This window comes from Neisseria gonorrhoeae (genome assembly GCF_003315235.1).
In the GTDB taxonomy this organism is placed as follows: Bacteria; Pseudomonadota; Gammaproteobacteria; order Burkholderiales; family Neisseriaceae; genus Neisseria; species Neisseria gonorrhoeae.
In genome coordinates this window covers 114,334-128,479 of record NZ_QNRU01000004.1, presented here as the reverse complement: position 1 = coordinate 128,479, position 14,146 = coordinate 114,334, and the positions used below count along the sequence as shown (strand labels likewise).

Here is a 14,146-nt window from a genome sequence, read left to right as displayed (position 1 = left end):
CGGCGCGGCAGGAAAAGCGGTTGTCTTCGGCATTCCGAAACGCAACGGGCGGGCCTATACCGTTGCCGCGGACGATGCCGAGCCTGAAACGTTGCCCCCTGCCGTTAAAAAGAAAATCATGCCGGACGGTATTGTTTATGCCGATAGCCCGGGCAGCCGCGGCAAGTTGGACGCGGGCGGTTTTACCCGTTGCCGCATCAACCGTTCCAAGGAATTTGCAGACCGTCGGAACCACATTAACGGCATTGGGAGCTTTTGGAATCAGGCAAAACGCGCCTTGCGGAAATACAACGGAATCGATCGTAAACCTTTCCCGCCGTTGTTGAGGGAATGCGAATTTCGACTTAACTTCGGCACACCGTCCCGGCAGCTAAAAATCCTGCGGGATCGGTGTGGAATTTAGGGATAATCTAGTACAGTCCCTTTCTTTTTGAGCTTCAGATGTGGTGGACGATGAGTTTTTTGCCTTCGTAGTCGAGTACGTCCACGTCCATGTCGAACAGTTCTTTGATGTTGTGTACGGTGAACACTTCTTCGGGTGTGCCGGTCAGGGCGGCTTTGCCGTTTTTCATGGCGACGACGTGGTCGGCGTAGGCGGCGGCCTGGTTGATGTCGTGCAATACGGCGACGGTGGTGCGTTTGTGTTCGTGCGTGAGCTTTTGCAGAATCTGCATGAGCGAGCGGGCGTGATACATATCGAGGTTGTTCAGCGGTTCGTCCAAAAGGACGTAGTCGGTGCTTTGGCAGAACACCATCGCAATCATGGCGCGTTGGCGTTGTCCGCCGGAGAGTTCGGTCAGGTAGCGGTCGGAGAGGTCCTGCAGGTGGAATTCTTCGATTGCACCGTTAACGATACGGCGGCATTCGGCAGTCGGTCTGCCTTGATGGTAGGGGTAACGGCCGAACATCAGCAGGTCGCGCACGGTGATGCGGCTCATGATGCTGTTTTCTTGGGTGAGGATGGAGAGCGTGCGGGCGAGTTCGGCGGTGGGGGTGCCGGCAAGGTTTTTGCCTCGGTAGGCGATGCTGCCGCTTTCAAGCGGGCGCAGCCGCGCCATAAAGGAAAACAGGGTGGATTTGCCCGCACCGTTGGGGCCGATTAGCGCGGTAATGCCGCCTTCGGGGATGTCGAGGCTGACGTTGTCGAGGATGGGGTGTGTGCCGATGCGGTAGCTGACGTTGCGGATGGTAATCATGGCGGATGCTTGTCGGGCGTAGGTTTGTTGTTGTTTGGCGGGGGTTCGGACGGCATTTGAAATTCGGAATGCCGTCTGAACGTTCACAGTTCGCGGACGATGACGAACTGCGGGTCGTCCGCCGATTCGGTCAAAAATGCTTTAACGCGTGCCTGCCAAAGTTGTCCGAAGCGTTCGAGTTCTTTTGCGCTTGCGCTGCCGCCGACGGCTTTGGGCATGATGTCGCGCATTTGAGGTGCAAAGGGTTGCAGGGCGGCGTTGAGGCTGACGGCGACGGTTTTGCCGCTGTCTTTGCGGCGCAGGGTCAGTGTGCCGTTGATTTCGCCTGCACCAAAGGATAAGAGGTTGCGGCGGGCGAAGCGTCCCTGCATTCCGATGCCTCCGAAGCCGGTTTCGGGGGCTGCGCCGGTAAGGAGTTGGACGACGGACGCGGTTACGCCGACCGTGCCTTCGTCGCGCGTTCCCTGCATGGCGGCTTCGATGCCGCCGCGTTCGGGCAGCTCTTCGCCGTAAAGTGCTTTCAGGCCTTTGATAACCATCAGGTACGCGCCCGCGACGGTCGGGCAGGAATGTCCGCACAGGCGCACGGCATCGGCGTAGCGGTAAGTGAGGATGCCGTTTTCGGCCGCGCCGAGGAATGCGGCAAGCGGGTCTTGTACGGTCAGCGTCGGGGCGCGGTCGAAAAATTCGGGTAAACGTTCTTGCGTCATATGGTTTGTCCTTTCGGGGCGGGCTGCCGTTCAGACGGCATCCGTCATTTTTTGTGTTTTAAAACGAGATAGAGGAAAACGAGTCCGCCCGCAAATTCGACCACCACGCTTAATACCGCCTTCATGCCCAAGAAGTGTTCGAATACGGTTTGTCCGCCGACCAAGAGGATGCCGCCGACGCAAACCGTCATCGGCAGGCGGACGGAATGGCGCACGGACGGGGAAAAGTGGTTGGCAAGCGAGGCGGCGAGAAGCCCGAAAAAGCTTACCGGGCCGACCACGGCGGTCGCCGTCGCCACCAATGCGGCAATCCAAAGCAGTATCCATAAGGTGTTGCGCGTGTAGCTGATGCCCAAATTGACGGCTTGGTCGCGCCCCAAAAGGTGTACGTCCGAGCGGTAGCGTTCGCGCCAAACGACCGCCGCGCTGACGAGCAGGACCAGCGCGCCTATGCCCAAAAGCTCGCTGCGGACGGTATTGAATCCGGCAAACATATTCGCCTGCGCGGCGGTAAATTCTTCGGGGTCTATCATGCGCGAAAGCAGCGAGGAAAGGCTGCGGAACAAAATCCCGAAAATCACGCCGATTAAAATCATGTGCGGCAAATCGCGCCCGCCCTGACGGATGAGCGTGTAAAACAGCAGCAGCGAGCCGCCCATCATAACAACCAGTTCAAAGCCGAATTTGCCCGTCAACGGCAGGGATGTATAGCCCACGCCGCCGAACGTAAACACCAGCAAGGTCTGCAAAAACACATACAGCGAATCGAAACCCAAAATCGAAGGGGTCAGAATCGGGTTGTTGGTCAGCGTTTGGAAGAGTTGAGTGGACACGCCGACCGCATAGGCGACCATCAGCAGCGCGGCAAGCTTGGTCAGGCGCAGGTGCAAGACAAAGTCCCAATCGCCCTTGACGTTGAGCGTCATAAACAGGATGCAGGAAACCAGCAACAGCGCAAAGGCGACCCGCAACGGACGGCTGCTTCCTGCCATAAAACCGATATTTTTTTCAGACGGCATGGGCAGGTTTCCTTAATAAAAGCCACAAAAACAAAGCCGTACCCAACACACCAAAAACCGTAGAGACCGGAATTTCAAACGGAAACACAATCACGCGTCCGATAATGTCGCACAATAAAACCAAAGACGCGCCCAAGAGGGCGACCGCAGGCAGGCTTTGGCGCAGCCTGTCGCCCATCAGGCGGCTGACGATATTCGGCACGACCAGCCCGATAAACGGAATATTGCCGACCGTTACAATGACCAGCGATGTAATCAGTGCCACAATAATCAAACCCGACCACAACACCGCCGTCCGGTTCAAACCCAAATTCACGCTCACCGTCTCGCCCAGCCCCAAAATCGTCAGCCGGTCGGCAATCAGGTAGGCAAACACCGCCAAACCGCCCGTAATCCAAAGCAGCTCGTACCGCCCCAGCAGCACGCTTGAAAAGTCGCCCTGCTGCCACACGCCCAACATTTGCAGCATCTCAAACTCATACGCGACAAACGTCGCCACCGCCTCAACCACGCCGCCGAAAATAATCCCCACCAGCGGCACCATCAGCTGCGCCGTCGGCGGCAGGCGGCGGATCAGCAGCATAAAGACCAACATCCCGATCAGCGCGGCAACGGCGGCAACCGACATTTTGACCGGCAGCGGCGCGGCAGGCAGCAGCAGGGACATCAGAAGCAAACCCAAAGCCGCACTTTGGCCCGCACCCGCCATAGAAGGCTCGACAAAACGGTTGCGCATCAGAATCTGCATAATCATCCCCGCCACCGCCATCGACGCGCCCGTCAACACAATCGCAAACGTGCGCGGCAGGCGGCTGATGAACATGACCTGTTGGCTGTCGGACAGCGAAAACACATCCGACCAGCGGAAATCGGCAACGCCGACCGACAGGCTGACGGCAAACAACACCGACAGCAGCAGGAGGTTGGCCAGGTTGAGGGAAAAAGGTTTGGCAGTCATAAACAGAAGGGAAAAGCGTTACGGCGTAGAAGATTCAAACAAGGCAGTCCGAACCGTCGGAGCGGAAAACCTTGTTTGAAACCTCCGGACGGGCAGAGGATGGGGCAAGTTCCAATCAAAACGCTTGCCGCCATTCCCGCGATAACGCCCGTATCGGGCAATGCCGTCTGAAACACAGGAAGCGGTTTGCATCCGTGTTTCAGACGGCATCGAATGCCGCCGTTTCATTATTTCGCGGCGTTGAACGCATCCGCAACCTGTTTGCTCGCGTTCAGCAGCTCTTGCGCGCCGCCGGCTGCCAAATAAGTTTCGGGAACGAGGTAAACGACCTGTCCTTTTTTCCATGCGGTCGTTTCGGCAACCAGCGGATTGTTCAACACGTCTTTCGCCGCCTGACCCTCTTCGCCGATGGCCGCGCTGCGGTCGAGGACGAACAGCCAGTCGGGATTTTTCTCTTTCAAGTATTCGAAGCTGATAGGCTGGCCGTGGCTGCCTTCTTTAATTGATTCATCGACAGCGGGAACGCCGATGTCTTTGTGCAGCCAGCCGCCCAGTCGTGAAGACGGGCCGAAAGCCGACATCTTGCCGCCGTTGACCAAAACCACCAAACCTTTGCCTTTGCCTTTGCCTTGCGCGGCGGTTTTCGCCGCTTCAAAAGACGCGTCGATTTCCGCCTTCAGCTTGTCGGCTTCCGCCTGTTTGCCGAAGATTTGCGCCAGCGCGTCGATGCGCTCTTTGGCACTTTCTTTGAGGTTGGCGGTGTCGGCGGTCATCTCGATGGTCGGCGCGATTTCGTTCAATTTGTCAAACGCCTTGGCGGCGCGGCTGCCGATGATGATGAGCTGCGGCTTGTAGGCATTGAGTGTTTCGTAATCCGGCTCGAACAAAGTTCCGGCAGGTTTTGTCGTTTTGAAATATTCCTCTAAATACGGCAGGCGGTTTTTATCGACGGACAAACCGGTTTTCACGCCCAGTTTGCTCAAGGTGTCGAGCATACCCAAATCGTAAACGGCGATGCGTTCGGGGTTTTGCGGTATTTGAACGTCGCCGCGCGCGGTTTTGACGGTAACGGACGCGCTTTCGGATTGTGCGGCGGAAACCGCCTGTTCTTTGGCTTGTGGGGCAGGGTCGGAATTTTGCGGCGAACACGCGCCCAAGGCGAGGACGGTGCAGAGGGTCAATGTGGTCAAACGCAACATAGGGTGTCTCCAAAATGGGGATATTGGGGCAAAGCCGCCGGTCGGACAAACCGGAACGGCTTTAGAAAGGATAAATGATAATCTATATCAAATTATCAGGACAGATGCCGTCTGAAAGGCTTTCAGACGGCATTTTTTCGGGATGTGCGTTTTAGAACTTGTAGTTCACGCCCAGGCGTACATCACGTCCCACGCCCGGCAGGGTATTGGTCCAGCGTTGGCTGTGCGGATAGTAGAACTTGTCGAACACGTTGTTAACCGAAAGATTAACATTGAGCGTGTCTTTGCCCAGCGGTTTCCAGTTGGCGAAGACATCGTTCACACCGAAACCTTGGCGTACAACGTTTTCCAATTTGCCGTCGCGGTCTTTTTGACCTGCCGCCAATATCGAACCCACGGCTTTTTGAACATAACGACCGCGCCAGCCGATTTCCAGATTCGGGTTTTTGAAGCGGTAGGCAAGGGAGGCCGTCCAAGTGCGGCCGACTTGTGCGCCAAATTCAGGGTTCGCGCTCAACAGCTTGTCTTTGTGCGTATCGTAAAAGCGCGGTTTGCTGTGGCTTACGCCGACTTTGGCGGTCAGGCCGCCGGTGCGGTAGGACGCGCCCAATTCGTAACCGTGGTTTTTGATGTAGCCGGCGTTGACGGCTTCGCGGACGGCGACGGAGTCGTGGCGGTTTTGCGGATTGGCAAGCGCGTCTTTGATGGTCTGCCGGAAGTAGCTGCCGTTTGCGGCAAACGTGCCGTCGTTGTAGTTGAAGCCGATTTCGGTATTGCGCGCGCGTTCGGCTTTCGTGCCGTCGGCAATCGAGATGATGCCGCGCTTGCCGTGGGTTTGCAGAGCGTCATACAGGCGCGGGCTGCGGCCGGCGTAGTTGTGGCTCGCGCTGAAGCTCCAGTGTTCGCGCGGCTGCCAAATCACGCCGAAACTCGGGTTGAGGCTGCTGCTTGAAACGGTTTTGCCGTCGTGGGTTTTCACCTTGAAGCGGTCGTAACGCAGCCCGCCGGTCAGGGTAAAGCCGTCAATCTCGTGAATGGCTTCGATATACGCGCCGGTATCGGTTTTGGTCGGGTTGGAAAGTTTGTAGGCGTAAACAATTTTTTCATTTGCACGGTTTTTTGCTTTTTGTGCTACATCTACGTCGACTTCTGTTCCGTTGGGTCCTTTTTCCTTATCGGAGATCTTAAATTCGCCGTTCAAAAACGCTTGCGGTTTGATTTCCTGATGGCGGTAGTTGATGCCGTATTTCAACAGGGTTTGTTCGGCAAGGCGGCTGTCGAAGTTGAAGTTCATGCCCCGAGTGGCGATTCGGGTATGGTTGGGGCCTTTTACATTGCCTGCGTAGCCGTTATCTTTGTCATCGGCGGAATAGCGTTTTTTTTCCAGCACATAGGCGTTGGCATCCAGTTTTTCGACAAAGCCCAAATCTTTGCCGGTGTACGCCAAATTGGTGTTGGATTGTGTGGTTTCGCGGTAGGCAGGGGCTTGGCGTTTAATAGTTATCCGTGAATTTTCGCCGCCGACGGCAAACTCTTCACGCACAGTGCGGATGCCCCGGTGTTGGTCTTTCATATGGCTCAATACGATGCGGTGGTCGCCGTCGCCGAAGGTTGTTCCGATTTTGGCGAGGTAGCTGCGTTTGTCCAGCGCGCTGTACGGTACGGTTTTGCCGCCGTTGACATTGCGGAAACCTTTGCCGGCTTCGTAATCTTTTTCATCGTTGCGGTTGTAAGAGAACAAACCGTCGAAGTTGCCCTCTTTTCCGAATACGCTTGCGCCGTAGCTTACGCCTTCGTTGCTGGCAAAGCCGCTGTTGAGGCGCACGCCCCAGTTTTTATCCAAGCCTTTGAGCAGGTCTTGGGCATCGACGGTTTTGGCGATGATCGCGCCGTTGGTCGCGCCGATACCGGCAGAGGCGGAACCCGCGCCTTTCTGTACGGAAACGACTTTAACCAAAGCGGGATCGACAATAAATCTGCCTTGGTGGTAAAGGATTTGGCTGTCGGAATAGGCGTTGTCCACCTTGATGTCGACAGAGTTCTGACCCATACCGCGCAGCGTCAGGAATTGGGACGTGCCGTTACCGCCGCCGAAATCGATGGAGGGCTCTTCTTTTAAGAGTTCGCGCATATCGGTTGCGGTGCTTTCGTCTTTTTGTTGAAGCGTAACGATGTTGGTACGGATTTTGCTGCCTTGGCGGTCGCCTTTTACGGTAACGGTATCCAATGCGACATTGGCATTATTTTCTGCCGCGTGGGCAAAGCCGGCGGCAAGTGTGAGCGAGAGCAGGCTGAGGCGGAAAAACGGGGCGTTCATTTGTTCGTCCTTTTGAGTGTATGAAGGGAAGTTAAGCCAAACCGTTAAGGTTTGGCAGGATAAGAAAAAATAATAATAATTATTTTTGTTTATATTAGCGGGGGGGGGGGGGGTGTGTAAAGCTGATTATCGTTTTTATTTGCGAAGCGTTGTTTTTTGTTGACAGGTTTTGTCGGAAATGTATAGTGGACTAACAAAAATCAGGACAAGGCGGCGAAGCCGCAGACAGTACAAATAGTACGGAACCGATTCACTTGGTGCTTCAGCACCTTAGAGAATCGTTCTCTTTGAGCTAAGGCGGGGCAACGCCGTACCGGTTTAAATTTAGTCCACTATAAAAAACGGCGGAAATAAATTTTTTTCCGCCTCACTTGAATTTTCCCGCACACACCCTAATTTTGCCGACTTGTACGGGCGGGCCGTTAGGCGGCAGCCCGGTTTCCACTTCAATTTGTCCGAACCGTTCGGGCAGATGATTGTTTTCAAACCATTTATCGGAGCATAAATATGACCATCCGTCCTTTACACGACCGCGTCGTCGTCAAACGCTTGGAAGCTGAAGAAAAAACCGCATCGGGCATCGTTTTGCCGGGCGCGGCCGCCGAAAAACCCGATATGGGCGAAGTCATCGCCGTGGGTGCGGGCAAAATCGGCAAAGACGGCGCGCGCCGTCCGCTGGATGTCAAAGTCGGCGACAAAATCATCTTCGGCAAATACAGCGGCCAAACCGTAAAAGCCGACGGCGAAGAGCTGTTGGTAATGCGCGAAGAAGATATTTTCGGCATCGTTGAAAAATAAATACGGACACGATGCCGTCTGAAACGGCAAACCGCCTTCAGACGGCATAAACGGTTTTATCAGACAGTTTTAATGATTTTTGGAGAATTGAAATGGCAGCAAAAGACGTACAGTTCGGCAATGAAGTCCGCCAAAAAATGGTAAACGGCGCGAACATTCTGGCAAACGCCGTGCGCGTAACCTTGGGCCCCAAAGGCCGCAACGTGGTGGTTGACCGCGCTTTCGGCGGCCCGCACATCACCAAAGACGGCGTTACCGTCGCCAAAGAAATCGAACTGAAAGACAAGTTTGAAAATATGGGCGCGCAAATGGTAAAAGAAGTCGCGTCCAAAACCAACGACGTAGCCGGCGACGGTACGACTACCGCCACCGTATTGGCACAATCCATCGTTGCCGAAGGCATGAAATACGTTACCGCCGGCATGAACCCGACCGATCTGAAACGCGGCATCGACAAAGCCGTTGCCGCTTTGGTTGAAGAGCTGAAAAACATCGCCAAACCTTGCGATACTTCCAAAGAAATCGCCCAAGTCGGCTCGATTTCCGCCAACTCCGACGAACAAGTCGGCGCGATTATCGCCGAAGCGATGGAAAAAGTCGGCAAAGAAGGCGTGATTACCGTTGAAGACGGCAAATCTTTGGAAAACGAGCTGGACGTGGTTGAAGGTATGCAGTTCGACCGCGGCTACCTGTCCCCTTACTTTATCAACGACGCGGAAAAACAAATCGCCGGTCTGGACAATCCGTTTGTTTTGCTGTTCGACAAAAAAATCAGCAACATCCGCGACCTGCTGCCCGTGTTGGAACAAGTGGCGAAAGCCAGCCGCCCGCTGTTGATTATCGCTGAAGACGTAGAAGGCGAAGCCTTGGCGACTTTGGTCGTGAACAACATCCGCGGCATCCTGAAAACCGTTGCCGTCAAAGCCCCCGGCTTCGGCGACCGCCGCAAAGCGATGCTGCAAGACATCGCCATCCTGACCGGCGGCGTAGTGATTTCCGAAGAAGTCGGCCTGTCTTTGGAAAAAGCGACTTTGGACGACTTGGGTCAAGCCAAACGCATCGAAATCGGTAAAGAAAACACTACCGTCATCGACGGCTTCGGCGACGCAGCCCAAATCGAAGCGCGTGTTGCCGAAATCCGCCAACAAATCGAAACCGCGACCAGCGATTACGACAAAGAAAAACTGCAAGAGCGCGTTGCCAAACTGGCAGGAGGCGTGGCAGTGATCAAAGTCGGCGCGGCGACCGAAGTCGAAATGAAAGAGAAAAAAGACCGCGTGGAAGACGCGCTGCACGCTACCCGCGCAGCCGTTGAAGAAGGCGTGGTTGCAGGCGGCGGCGTAGCCCTGTTGCGCGCCCGTGCCGCTTTGGAAAACCTGCACACCGGCAATGCCGACCAAGACGCAGGCGTACAAATCGTATTGCGCGCCGTTGAGTCTCCGCTGCGCCAAATCGTTGCCAACGCAGGCGGCGAACCCAGCGTGGTGGTGAACAAAGTGTTGGAAGGCAAAGGCAACTACGGTTACAACGCAGGCTCCGGCGAATACGGCGACATGATCGGAATGGGCGTACTCGACCCTGCCAAAGTAACCCGTTCCGCGCTGCAACACGCCGCGTCTATCGCCGGTCTGATGCTGACGACCGACTGCATGATTGCCGAAATCCCTGAAGAAAAACCGGCTGTGCCCGATATGGGGGGAATGGGCGGTATGGGCGGCATGATGTAAGCAATGCCGTCTGAAACCTTCAGACAACAAGCCGCACGGTCAACGCCGTGCGGTTTTTTTGCGAATAAGTGCGGCTAAGGCGCAAACCTTAAAATTATAGCGGATTAACAAAAACCGGTACGTCGTTGCCCCGCCCCGGCTCAAAGGGAACGATTCCCTAAGGCGCCCAAGCACCGGGCGAACCGGTTCCGTACCATTCGTACTGCCTGCGGCTGGCCGCCTTGTCCTGATTTTTGTTAATCCGCTATATTTCCCGCCATCCCAAAAACGAAGAGCGGCAGGAATTTATCGGAAAAACAGCACCTCTCCGCCGTCATTCCCGCGAAAGCGGGAATCTAGGTTCGTCCGGTTTCGGTTATTTCCGATAGATTCCTGCCGCGTTGGGGGTCTGGATTCCCGTCTGCGCGGGAATGACGGGACTTTAGGTTTCTGTTTTTGTTTTTCTGTTTTTGCGGGAATGACGGGGAAGTTGGCGGTTGTTTCTTATGGAGTGGTTTTTGTATTTGGATAAAAAATTTTTCGTTTTCAAGCCTTCACCGCTTGCCATCGGCGTTAAAATTTTTTACGATAAGCACATAGATTGTAAACAATCGGCCACAAGCCGGTTTGTTTTTTCAGAAGACATTATCCCTGTCAGACGCTGTTTCTATATATGTTTGCCTATAACGGCTTGTTTTTAATAAATAATTCAAGAGGTACCAACGTGTCTGATTCCAAAACGAAAGAACGCGCCACATTCGGCACGCGCCGCGCGTTTATGATTGCCGCCATCGGGTCCGCCGTCGGCTTGGGCAATATTTGGCGTTTCCCCTATATTGCTTTTGAAAACGGCGGCGGCGCATTCATCCTGCCCTATCTGGTAGCGCTTCTGACGGCGGGCATCCCGCTGCTGCTGCTCGATTATGCCATCGGCCACCGTTACCGGGGTTCTGCGCCCTTGGCTTTCCGCCGCCTCGGACGCTGGTTCGAGCCGGTCGGCTGGTGGAACGTGATGACCAATATCGTCATCTGCATCTATTACGCAGTGATTATCGGTTGGGCGGCAAGCTATACCTATTATTCGGTCAACGCCGCCTGGGGTGCGGATCCGCAGGGTTTTTTCTTTAAGGACTTCCTGCAAATGGCGGGCCCGGAAGCCTTGGGTTTGGATTTTGTCGGCAAAGTCGCCGGCCCTTTGGCGGGCGTGTGGGTTTTTACCGCCGCCATTATGGCTTTGGGCGTGCAAAAGGGCGTGGCGCGCGCCTCGTCGTTCTTTATGCCGCTGCTTTTGGTGATGTTTTTGATTATGGTCGGCATTTCGCTGACGCTGCCGGGTGCGGCAAAGGGCTTGGACGCATTGTTTACGCCCGACTGGTCGAAACTCGCCGATTCCAAGGTCTGGGTGGCGGCATACGGGCAGATTTTCTTTTCGCTTTCCATCTGCTTCGGCATTATGGTTACCTATTCTTCTTATTTGAAGAAAAAAACCGACTTGGGCGGAACGGGGCTGGTGGTCGGTTTTGCCAACAGCAGCTTCGAACTGCTCGCGGGCATCGGCGTGTTTGCCGCATTGGGCTTTATGGCGCAGGCGGGCGGCAAGGCGGTCAACGAGGTTGCCTCCGGCGGCATCGGTTTGGCGTTTATCGCCTTTCCGACCATTATCAACCAGGCGCCGATGGGCTGGCTGATCGGCATATTGTTTTTCGGTTCGCTGGTGTTCGCCGGCGTTACGTCGATGATTTCCATCCTTGAAGTGATTGTGGCGGCGATTCAGGACAAGCTGAACATCGGGCGCGTCAACGCCACGCTGCTGGTCTGCATTCCGATGGGCATTGTTTCCACGCTGCTGTTCGGTACGGCGACGGGGCTGCCTGTTTTGGACGTGATGGACAAATTCGTCAACACCTACGGCATTGTTGCCGCCGGCTTTGTTTATGTTGCCGCCATCATCATCGGCGGCAGGTTGCCGGAATTACGCAGGCACCTGAACGCCTTGTCCTCCATCCGCGTCGGCGGCTTGTGGACGGCCTGCGTCGTGTTTACCGTCGTGATGCTCGGCTATATGCTGTATCAGGACACCGCCGGATTGTTGGAAAAAAACTACGGCGATTATCCGGATGGTTTCCTCAATATTTTCGGCTGGGGGATGTCGGCGGCGTTAATCATGTTCGGGCTGCTGCTGTCGCTGCTGCCTTGGAAACACGGTCAGGATTTTAATGTCAAAGACGAACACGAACATGAACAAGGAGGAGAAAAATGAGTACTTCCGCCATTGTGATGATGGTTGCCGCCATCGCGGTGATTTGGGGCGGGCTGCTGCTTTCCCTGTTAAGGCTGCCGGAAGAGTAAGCCTTTAGAACGTTAAAAATGCCGTCTGAACCGCTTCAGACGGCATTTGTTTTACGGCTGCCATTCGCGTTCCACCTTGCCCGACGCATCCAAAGTTTGCGCTCGGACGATATGCCCGTCCCCCGGTACAGGATGCGCGTCCGCAATATGCCCTGTTCGGTATAGCCTTGCGCCACGCCGTTTTCAACCGGCGTGTGCGAATGCAGTTTGCCGTTTGGATGGTAAATATCGACAAAGCGGTCGAACACGCCGTTTTTGACGATGCTTTTCAAGACGCGCCCGTTTGAGGCGCGGGTGCTGAATGCGCCGTCCGGCGTGCCTGAAGGCGGCCGGCTGTATGGGTTGGCGGGTTGGATGGGCGCGCTTTTCGGCAGGGTGCGAAGCGGCGGCCGGTCAGAGGGAAGGGCGGTGCAGCCCGCCGAAAGTAGGGCGGCGGACGAAGCGGTAAGCAGGAGGATAATCGGAGCGTGCTTCATTTCAATTCCTTAGATATTGCACCCCATAAAAGGGGCGCGTAATTTTTTTCAACAATTCCCTTCGTCAGTCGGGCGAGACGGGGATTTGTTGCGTCGTCATTTGAAAACAGGCTGTGTTTGAATATTCCGCCAAGATGTCACTTTAAACGGACAATGCCGTCTGAAGGCTTCAGACGGCATTTTGATGTTCGGCTTATAGGCAGGCGAGTTCGTTTGCCATTTGCTGTTCCAAGGTTTCGCGCCGGCGGATGAGTTTGTATCCGCCGCCGTCAACCAACACCTCCGCCGCACGGTTGCGCGTGTTGTAATTGCTAGCCATACTGGCCCCGTATGCGCCCGCGCTGCGGATAAGCAGCAAATCGCCTTCTTCGCAGGCGATGGTGCGGTCTTTGCCGAGGAAGTCGCCGGTTTCACAAATCGGGCCGACGATGTTGGCGGTCAGAGGCTCAATGTTTTTGGTTTCAACCGCTTCGATGTGGTGGTAGGCATCGTATAGGGCTGGGCGCATCAAATCGTTCATCGCCGCATCGACCATCACAAAGTTTTTCTCTTCACCGTGTTTGACAAATTCGACGCGCGTCAGCAATGCACCTGCGTTGCCGACCAAGCTGCGGCCTGGCTCAAGAATGAGTTTCAGACGGCGTGTCCCCATCAGTTTTTGAACCGCTCGGGCATACGCACCCAAATCGGGGACGCCTTCGTCTTTGTAAACAATGCCGACGCCGCCGCCTAAGTCCAAATGTTCCAAAACAATGCCTTCGGCGGCAAGAGCGTCAACCAAAATCAAAATGCGTTCGCAGGCTTCGACCAGTGGGCTTAAGTCGGTCAGTTGCGAACCGATGTGGCAGTCGATGCCGATGATTTTCAAATTGGGCTGTTGTGCGGCATGGCGGTAGGCTTCGAGCGCGTCGGCGTAGGCGATGCCGAATTTGTTGGCTTTCAGACCTGTGGAGATGTAGGGATGGGTTTTTGCATCGACATCGGGATTGACGCGCAGGGAGACGGGCGCGGTTTTGCCCAAACGCGCGGCAATTTTCTGAATGCGGTCGATTTCGGGGATGCTTTCCATATTGAAGCATTTTACGCCGGCATTCAGCGCGAACTCGATTTCCGCCTCGCTTTTGCCTACGCCGGAAAAAATCGTTTTCGCCGCATCGCCGCCTGCCGCCAAAACGCGTGCCAATTCGCCGCCCGACACAATGTCAAAACCGCTGCCCAAAGAAGCAAAGTGTTTGATAATGCTCAGGTTGCCGTTTGCCTTGACGGCGTAGCAGACAAGCGGGTTCAAAGCGGCAAAGGCGGTTTGATAGTTTTCAAATGCTCCGGTCAGCGCGGATTGGCTGTACACATAAAGCGGCGTGCCGAATTCTTCGGCAAGGCGGGGGTAGGGGACTTGTTCGCAAAACAGGGTCATATTT

At 55.2% G+C, this 14,146-nt stretch carries 14 protein-coding genes; 5 read left to right on the top strand and 9 right to left on the bottom strand.

The window, feature by feature from the left end:
* A partial coding sequence (locus tag DFR77_RS03660; protein ID WP_146778607.1) for a transposase occupies positions 1–403 on the top strand: 403 nt, incomplete at its 5' end.
* A gap of 34 nt (positions 404–437) precedes the next feature.
* Here the strand turns inward: DFR77_RS03660 and DFR77_RS03655 are convergent.
* The 7 genes from DFR77_RS03655 to fetA all read right to left on the bottom strand — a co-directional run bounded on the left by DFR77_RS03655 (position 438) and on the right by fetA (position 7,399).
* Positions 438–1,196, bottom strand: coding sequence for an iron ABC transporter ATP-binding protein (locus DFR77_RS03655; RefSeq protein WP_003687045.1), 759 nt, complete (start codon positions 1,194–1,196; stop codon positions 438–440).
* Positions 1,197–1,279: 83 nt separating this feature from the next.
* On the bottom strand, positions 1,280–1,906 hold the full coding sequence (locus tag DFR77_RS03650; protein ID WP_003687047.1) for an FmdE family protein: 627 nt from the start codon (positions 1,904–1,906) through the stop codon (positions 1,280–1,282).
* A 44-nt stretch (positions 1,907–1,950) separates the two neighbouring features.
* Positions 1,951–2,925, bottom strand: a complete 975-nt coding sequence (locus DFR77_RS03645; protein WP_003702133.1) for an iron chelate uptake ABC transporter family permease subunit — start codon at positions 2,923–2,925, stop codon at positions 1,951–1,953.
* Complete coding sequence (locus DFR77_RS03640) at positions 2,915–3,883, bottom strand: ABC transporter permease (RefSeq protein ID WP_047924161.1); 969 nt, start codon at positions 3,881–3,883, stop codon at positions 2,915–2,917. The genes DFR77_RS03645 and DFR77_RS03640 overlap by 11 nt, the downstream gene beginning before the upstream one ends.
* A gap of 18 nt (positions 3,884–3,901) precedes the next feature.
* Positions 3,902–4,093, bottom strand: coding sequence for a hypothetical protein (locus tag DFR77_RS03635; protein WP_162488780.1), 192 nt, complete (start codon positions 4,091–4,093; stop codon positions 3,902–3,904).
* 17 nt (positions 4,094–4,110) lie between these two features.
* The gene (locus DFR77_RS03630) at positions 4,111–5,082 is read right to left on the bottom strand and encodes a siderophore ABC transporter substrate-binding protein (protein WP_105211348.1); all 972 of its coding nucleotides are present in this window, start codon (positions 5,080–5,082) and stop codon (positions 4,111–4,113) included.
* Positions 5,083–5,233: 151 nt separating this feature from the next.
* The gene (gene fetA, locus DFR77_RS03625) at positions 5,234–7,399 is read right to left on the bottom strand and encodes a TonB-dependent siderophore receptor FetA/FrpB (RefSeq protein WP_113852038.1); all 2,166 of its coding nucleotides are present in this window, start codon (positions 7,397–7,399) and stop codon (positions 5,234–5,236) included.
* Positions 7,400–7,906: 507 nt separating this feature from the next.
* Here fetA and DFR77_RS03620 point away from each other — a divergent pair.
* The 4 genes from DFR77_RS03620 (at position 7,907) to DFR77_RS03600 (ending at position 12,252) form a co-directional block, all read left to right on the top strand.
* A complete protein-coding gene (locus tag DFR77_RS03620) occupies positions 7,907–8,197 on the top strand; it encodes a co-chaperone GroES (RefSeq protein ID WP_002214868.1) in 291 nt (96 codons plus the stop codon).
* A 92-nt stretch (positions 8,198–8,289) separates the two neighbouring features.
* On the top strand, positions 8,290–9,924 hold the full coding sequence (gene groL, locus DFR77_RS03615; protein WP_047920611.1) for a chaperonin GroEL: 1,635 nt from the start codon (positions 8,290–8,292) through the stop codon (positions 9,922–9,924).
* Positions 9,925–10,627: 703 nt separating this feature from the next.
* Complete coding sequence (locus tag DFR77_RS03605) at positions 10,628–12,163, top strand: sodium-dependent transporter (RefSeq protein WP_010359695.1); 1,536 nt, start codon at positions 10,628–10,630, stop codon at positions 12,161–12,163.
* Positions 12,160–12,252, top strand: a complete 93-nt coding sequence (locus DFR77_RS03600; RefSeq protein ID WP_010356218.1) for a methionine/alanine import family NSS transporter small subunit — start codon at positions 12,160–12,162, stop codon at positions 12,250–12,252. Before DFR77_RS03605 ends, DFR77_RS03600 begins: the two co-directional genes overlap by 4 nt.
* 35 nt (positions 12,253–12,287) lie before the next feature.
* Here DFR77_RS03600 and DFR77_RS03595 read toward each other — a convergent pair whose 3' ends face one another.
* Both DFR77_RS03595 and lysA read right to left on the bottom strand, forming a co-directional pair.
* Entirely contained in the window at positions 12,288–12,728 is a 441-nt protein-coding gene (locus DFR77_RS03595; protein ID WP_003694629.1) for a toxin-antitoxin system YwqK family antitoxin, read from the bottom strand.
* A 193-nt stretch (positions 12,729–12,921) separates the two neighbouring features.
* Positions 12,922–14,142 (bottom strand): diaminopimelate decarboxylase, encoded by a 1,221-nt coding sequence (lysA, locus tag DFR77_RS03590; RefSeq protein ID WP_003690402.1) that lies wholly within the window; start codon positions 14,140–14,142, stop codon positions 12,922–12,924.
* Positions 14,143–14,146 lie beyond the last annotated feature (4 nt).

What these genes read in the sequence shown, in the direction of transcription:
- DFR77_RS03640 (WP_047924161.1), bottom strand. Translation starts at nt 3,883, where the DNA reads ATGACTGCCAAACCTTTTTCCCTCAACCTGGCCAACCTCCTGCTGCTG.
- DFR77_RS03635 (WP_162488780.1), bottom strand. Translation starts at nt 4,093, where the DNA reads ATGCCGTCTGAAACACGGATGCAAACCGCTTCCTGTGTTTCAGACGGC.
- DFR77_RS03630 (WP_105211348.1), bottom strand. Translation starts at nt 5,082, where the DNA reads ATGTTGCGTTTGACCACATTGACCCTCTGCACCGTCCTCGCCTTGGGC.
- DFR77_RS03645 (WP_003702133.1), bottom strand. Translation starts at nt 2,925, where the DNA reads ATGCCGTCTGAAAAAAATATCGGTTTTATGGCAGGAAGCAGCCGTCCG.
- lysA (WP_003690402.1), bottom strand. Translation starts at nt 14,142, where the DNA reads ATGACCCTGTTTTGCGAACAAGTCCCCTACCCCCGCCTTGCCGAAGAA.
- DFR77_RS03655 (WP_003687045.1), bottom strand. Translation starts at nt 1,196, where the DNA reads ATGATTACCATCCGCAACGTCAGCTACCGCATCGGCACACACCCCATC.
- DFR77_RS03600 (WP_010356218.1), top strand. Translation starts at nt 12,160, where the DNA reads ATGAGTACTTCCGCCATTGTGATGATGGTTGCCGCCATCGCGGTGATT.
- DFR77_RS03595 (WP_003694629.1), bottom strand. Translation starts at nt 12,728, where the DNA reads ATGAAGCACGCTCCGATTATCCTCCTGCTTACCGCTTCGTCCGCCGCC.
- fetA (WP_113852038.1), bottom strand. Translation starts at nt 7,399, where the DNA reads ATGAACGCCCCGTTTTTCCGCCTCAGCCTGCTCTCGCTCACACTTGCC.
- DFR77_RS03650 (WP_003687047.1), bottom strand. Translation starts at nt 1,906, where the DNA reads ATGACGCAAGAACGTTTACCCGAATTTTTCGACCGCGCCCCGACGCTG.
- groL (WP_047920611.1), top strand. Translation starts at nt 8,290, where the DNA reads ATGGCAGCAAAAGACGTACAGTTCGGCAATGAAGTCCGCCAAAAAATG.
- DFR77_RS03620 (WP_002214868.1), top strand. Translation starts at nt 7,907, where the DNA reads ATGACCATCCGTCCTTTACACGACCGCGTCGTCGTCAAACGCTTGGAA.